Annotated in this window: 5 protein-coding genes; 3 read left to right on the top strand and 2 right to left on the bottom strand. The window is 64.4% G+C overall.

Annotation, left to right across the window (positions count from 1 at the left end):
- Together ABYW26_RS10215 and ABYW26_RS10210 are read right to left on the bottom strand one after the other, a co-directional pair.
- A partial coding sequence (locus tag ABYW26_RS10215) for an enoyl-CoA hydratase/isomerase family protein (RefSeq protein WP_372604737.1) occupies nucleotides 1-510 on the bottom strand: 510 nt, incomplete at its 3' end.
- Nucleotides 510-1,259, bottom strand: a complete 750-nt coding sequence (locus ABYW26_RS10210; RefSeq protein WP_372604738.1) for an SDR family oxidoreductase — start codon at nucleotides 1,257-1,259, stop codon at nucleotides 510-512. The genes ABYW26_RS10210 and ABYW26_RS10215, both read right to left, overlap by 1 nt.
- Nucleotides 1,260-1,359: 100 nt before the next feature.
- Between ABYW26_RS10210 and ABYW26_RS10205 the strand changes: the two genes are divergently transcribed.
- The 3 genes from ABYW26_RS10205 to ABYW26_RS10195 form a co-directional block, all read left to right on the top strand.
- Nucleotides 1,360-2,874, top strand: coding sequence for a DUF2125 domain-containing protein (locus tag ABYW26_RS10205; protein WP_372604736.1), 1,515 nt, complete (start codon nucleotides 1,360-1,362; stop codon nucleotides 2,872-2,874).
- A gap of 109 nt (nucleotides 2,875-2,983) precedes the next feature.
- On the top strand, nucleotides 2,984-4,330 hold the full coding sequence (locus ABYW26_RS10200) for a TldD/PmbA family protein (protein WP_372604735.1): 1,347 nt from the start codon (nucleotides 2,984-2,986) through the stop codon (nucleotides 4,328-4,330).
- Nucleotides 4,317-5,063: 3'(2'),5'-bisphosphate nucleotidase CysQ (locus tag ABYW26_RS10195; protein WP_372604734.1), on the top strand; the 747-nt coding region annotated here is incomplete at its 3' end. The genes ABYW26_RS10200 and ABYW26_RS10195, both read left to right, overlap by 14 nt.

The raw sequence follows: 5,063 nt of genomic DNA, 5'->3' as shown, positions 1-5,063 counted from the left end.
GCGGTCGATCAGGCCGAAACTCAGCGCCTCGTCGGCGGTCAGCTTGGCCGCGCCCATCAGGATCAGCTTGGCCCGCGATGGCCCGACCAGCGCCACCAGACGCCCCGGGTCCGAGGGTTGCGGCAGGAAGCCCAGCTTCATCACCGGGTAAAAGAATTTCGCCCCCGGCACCGCGATCCGCAGGTCGCAAGCCAGCGCCATGCCGAACGCGCCACCGGCCAGCGTGCCGTTCAGCGCACAGATCGTCAGACCGTTCAGCGTCGCCAGCCGTCCCGAAAGCCGTTCCCACACGCCATCGGTGGCCAGCCCGGCGCGGGCCTCGTCCAGATCGGCCCCGGCTGAGAACACCTTGCCCTTGCCGGTCAGCACCAGAACCGGCACATCGGCCTTGGCGGCGTCCGAGACCATGACTTCAAGCTCGCGCAGCATGTCCTTGGTCAGGGAATTCGCCTTGTCAGGCCGATTGATGGTGATGGTCCAGCGCGTTTCGGTCTTATCCAGTTCGATCATCAAATCAGCCCTACCCGTTTTCGTATCGTTTCATCCCGCAGCGCAATCTCTTGGCCGATGAAATCGTCGGCCTCGGGGCTGCACATCCACAGCAGCGTGCGCGCGGGCCATTCAGCCGGGATATGCGCGGTCCAGTCAAGTTGACTGATCGGATTAATGCCGCTGGCGCTGATCTGACGTTGCATCCTTGTGGCGACGGTGCCGGGCGACAGGCCCATCGCGCGGATGCCCTGTTCGCGGCATTCAAGGTCCAGACACCGGGTCAGCATCGCCGCCCCGGCTTTCGAGCTGCAATAGGCGCTCCAGCCTTCCATCGGGCCATGGGCGGCGCCGGAACTGACGGTCAGAACAGTGCCACCGCCGCCAGCGATCATTGCCGGCAGTGCGGCGCGGATCGCATAGAACGGGCCTTTGAGGTTGATGTCGATCAGCCGCGACCACTCGGCCGGATCGACCGTGTCCAGATGCCCGATCGGGTCGATCACCGCCGCGTTGTTGATCAGCACGTTCAGCCCGCCAAACCGCGCCACACATGCCGCGACCGCCGCCTGAACCGCGTCGAAATCGGCCATGTCACAGACGATGGGCAGGGCCGCCGCACCGATGTCCTGTGCCAGAGCCGAGATCGCCTCGGCCCCGCGCGCGACCAGCGCCACATTCGCCCCGGCCGCCGCAAATTCCCGCGCGGCCGCTGCGCCGATGCCCCGGCTGGCGCCGGTGATCAGCACGGTTTTACCTGTCATGTCCAACATCGTTCCTCCTGTCGCGTGACACGGCCCATCATGCCCTTGACCGCCCCGATGCGAAAGTCGAAGCTGGGACGCTGTAAGTTGTTCGGAAAGGTTCGGTATGCTCAATCGTAGCACGATTTCAACTGTCGCCCTTATTGCAGGGCTTGTTTCGGGTCAGGCGGCGCTGGCGGATGTGTCCGCGAAAGAGGTCTGGGAAAACATCACCGCGATTGCCGCAATGTCGAACGAGCAGATCACCGGCGACGTTTCGCAAAAGGGTCGCACCCTGACCGTGTCGAACACGGTGTTCAGCTATGCCGCACAGGGCATCTCGCTGACCGCGCCAATCGGCACGCTGACGCTGACCGAACAAAAGAACGGCACCGTGTCGATCTCGGCACCGGCGACCTATCCGATGAACGTGGTGCTCACGCCCGAGAATGGCAAAAAGCTGACCACCACCGTCACCATCGTGCAAAGCGGTCTTGAGGTCATTGCCAGCGGCAGCCGCGAATCCCTGACCTATGATTTCTCGGCCAAGGCCGTTGGTGCATCGTTTGACGGGCTGGCTGCCGAAGACGGCCTGAACGAAATCTCGGCCGATGCGGCGATTGCCGGGCTGGCGGGCACGTATAACGTCACGCCCAATGGCGCGATGATGCTGCTGAAATCCAACCTTGCCGCAGATGCCCTAAGCATCGACTTCGGCGCCATCGCCCCCGAAGATCAGGGCGACGGCCATTTGAAAATGAAGGTCGCAGTCACCGATATTCAAACCTCGACCAATTCAACCATGCCGGAAAAGGTGGATTACTCGGATATGAGCGCGCTGATCGCCTCGGGCATCCGCAGCGATTCAAGCTTTACCTACGGCCCGGCGACGCTGGCGCTGGATTTCGCCGACAATGTCGAAAGCGGCACCGTTGATGCGCGGGCTGCGGCGGGGTCCGTCAATTTCGCACTGGACGCGCCATCGATGCGCTATGGCGGTGCGCAGCGCGGGGTCGGAGTCACGGTCACCAGTTCGAAAATGCCACTTCCCGAAGTCTCGATGCAGATCGACTCCAGCGATTTCCAAGTCGAGATGCCGATGATCCGGACCGACGATCCGGTTGATTTCAAACTGAAAACGGCGCTGAAAGGCCTGACGATCAGCGATATGATCTGGAACCTGTTCGACCCGACCAAGCAATTGCCGCGCGATCCGGCCAATCTGGTTGTGGATATGACCGGTCTGGCCAACTGGGCGGTCGATATCTTTGACACCGCCGCAGTCGAGGATCTGGACGGTCCGGTGGGCGAATTGCACGCGCTGGACGTCAACGATCTGGAACTGTCGATCGCGGGCGCCTCTTTGACCGGCAATGGCGCGTTCACCTTCAACAACGCCGATCTGGTCACGTTCAATGGCCTGCCTGCGCCGACCGGGTCGCTGAATCTGCGGCTTGAGGGCGGCAACGGCCTGATGGACAAGCTGGTGGCGATGGGCCTGCTGCAAAGCGACCGGGTGATGGGTTTGCGCATGATGCTGGGCATGTTCGCCCGGCCCGGCGGTGGCGTAGACACGTTGGTTTCGGATATCACTGTGACCGAAGACGGCCATGTTCTGGCCAATGGCCAACAGTTGAAATAGGCCGAAAAAAGCAGCATTCGCTGAATCAATCGGCAAAACCGCCCCGTGAAATCTTGCACGGGGCGGTTTCGCATTCTAGGTGCAAGGTGAAACACCAGACTGGGGCGTGATGGCACAGACCTTATCAGACCTGACCGAACAGCTTTTGCAGGCGGCGCATCGCGCCGGGGCCGAGGCGGCGGATGCTATGGCGGTCAGCGGCACGTCGCTGTCGATCGACGTGCGCGGCGGTCAGCTGGAACAGGCCGAGCGCTCGGAAGGCACCGATATCGGGCTGCGGGTGCTGATCGGCACCCGACAGGCCTGTGTGTCGGCCTCGGACACCCGGCCCCAGACCATGCGCGAGATGGCCGAACGTGCGGTCGCCATGGCCCGCGAGGCGCCCGAAGACCCGACCGCCGGTCTGGCCGATCCGTCGCAACTGGCGCAAAGCTGGGATATCGAGGCGCTGGAACTGGCTGATCCCAGCCCCGAACCCAGCCCCGCCGCCTTGCAAGACGACGCCGCGCGCGCCGAAGCCGCCGCTTTGGCGGTCAAGGGCATCAGTCAGGTTCAAAGCGCCTCGGCCGCTTATGGCCGTCGCCAGTTGCATCTGGCTGCCAGCAACGGCTTTTCCGGCGGCTATGGCCGCAGCGACCGCGCGACCTCGGCTGTGGCGATCACCGGCACCGGCTCGGGGATGGAGCGCGACTATTACGGCGAAAGCCGGATTTATCAGGCCGATCTGCCCGATGCCGACCTGATCGGCCGCATTGCCGCCGAACGCACTCTGGCGCGGGCCGGGGCGCGCAAATCGAAATCCGGCGCCTATCCGGTGCTGTTCGATGAACGGATCGCCGCCTCGCTGATCGGGCACCTGCTGGGTGCGATCAACGGCGCCGCTATTGCGCGCGGCGCATCGTGGCTGCGCGATGCGATGGGTGAACAGGTGCTGCCCGGCACCCTGTCGCTGATCGAAGACCCGTCGGTTCCGCGCCTGACCGGCACCCGGCCCTTTGACGCCGAAGGCCTGCCCGTCACCCGCAGCGCGATTGTCGAAAACGGTGTCCTGAAACGCTGGTCGCTGGACCTTGCCACCGGGCGCAAGCTGGGCCTGCCCAGCACCGGCAGCGCCTCGCGCGGGGTGTCCTCGGCGCCGTCGCCCGCGGTAACCAACGTGTTTCTGACCCAAGGCGACAAAAGCCGCGACGACCTGATCGCCGAGATGGGCACCGGCCTGTTGGTGACCTCGCTGATCGGCAGCGCGATCAACGCCACCACCGGCGATTATTCGCGCGGGGCGGCCGGGTTCTGGGTCGAGAACGGCCAGATCGCCTATCCGGTCAATGAATGCACCATCGCCGGGAATTTGCGCGACATGCTGCGCAGCATCCTGCCTGCCAATGACGCGCGACCGCACCTGTCTCGACAAGTGCCCAGCCTGCTGGTCGAGGGACTGACGCTTGCCGGAGAATGACGACCTGAAGCTGCTGATCGACGCTGCGCACGAAGCCGGGCATATCGCTGCCCGGTATTGGCGCAACGCGCCGAAATACTGGGACAAGCCCGACCATCAAGGCCCGGTGACCGAGGCCGATATCGCCATCGACACCATGCTGCGCGAATCCCTGATCGCGGCGCGGCCCGATTACGGCTGGCTGTCCGAGGAAACCGCCGACAGCCCTGACCGCCTGAAAAACCGGCGGCTGTTCGTGGTCGATCCCATCGACGGCACCCGCGCCTTCATGAGCGGCGACCGCACCTTTGCGCATTCGCTTGCGGTGGTCGAAGACGGGCAGGTCCGCGCCGGCGTCGTGTTCCTGCCGCTGCGCGACAAGCTATATACCGCGACCTTGGGCGGCGGTGCGGCGCTGAACGACGTGGCCATTCGCACCGGCACCCGGCAACAGCTTGAAGGCGCCGAGGTTCTGGTCGCCCGCCCGGCGATGGAGCCGCAATTCTGGAACAACAACGTCCCCTCGTTCAGCCGCAACCTGCGGCCATCGCTGGCCTATCGCCTGTGTCTGGTGGCCGAGGGCCGCTATGATGCGATGGTGACGATCCGCGACAGCTGGGACTGGGACATCGCCGCCGGGGCGCTGATTCTGACCGAGGCCGGCGCCGTCATCAGCGACCGCAAGGGCGCGGCCCTGCAATTCAACACCGCACATCCGGCCTCGGGCGGGGTTGTCGCCAGCAATGCCGGGCTG

This window comes from Actibacterium sp. (assembly GCF_041584535.1).
GTDB lineage: Bacteria > Pseudomonadota > Alphaproteobacteria > Rhodobacterales > Rhodobacteraceae > Actibacterium_D.
This window is presented reverse-complemented; position numbering and strand designations above follow the sequence as displayed.

What these genes read in the sequence shown, in the direction of transcription:
- ABYW26_RS10205 (WP_372604736.1), top strand. Translation starts at nt 1,360, where the DNA reads ATGCTCAATCGTAGCACGATTTCAACTGTCGCCCTTATTGCAGGGCTT.
- ABYW26_RS10200 (WP_372604735.1), top strand. Translation starts at nt 2,984, where the DNA reads ATGGCACAGACCTTATCAGACCTGACCGAACAGCTTTTGCAGGCGGCG.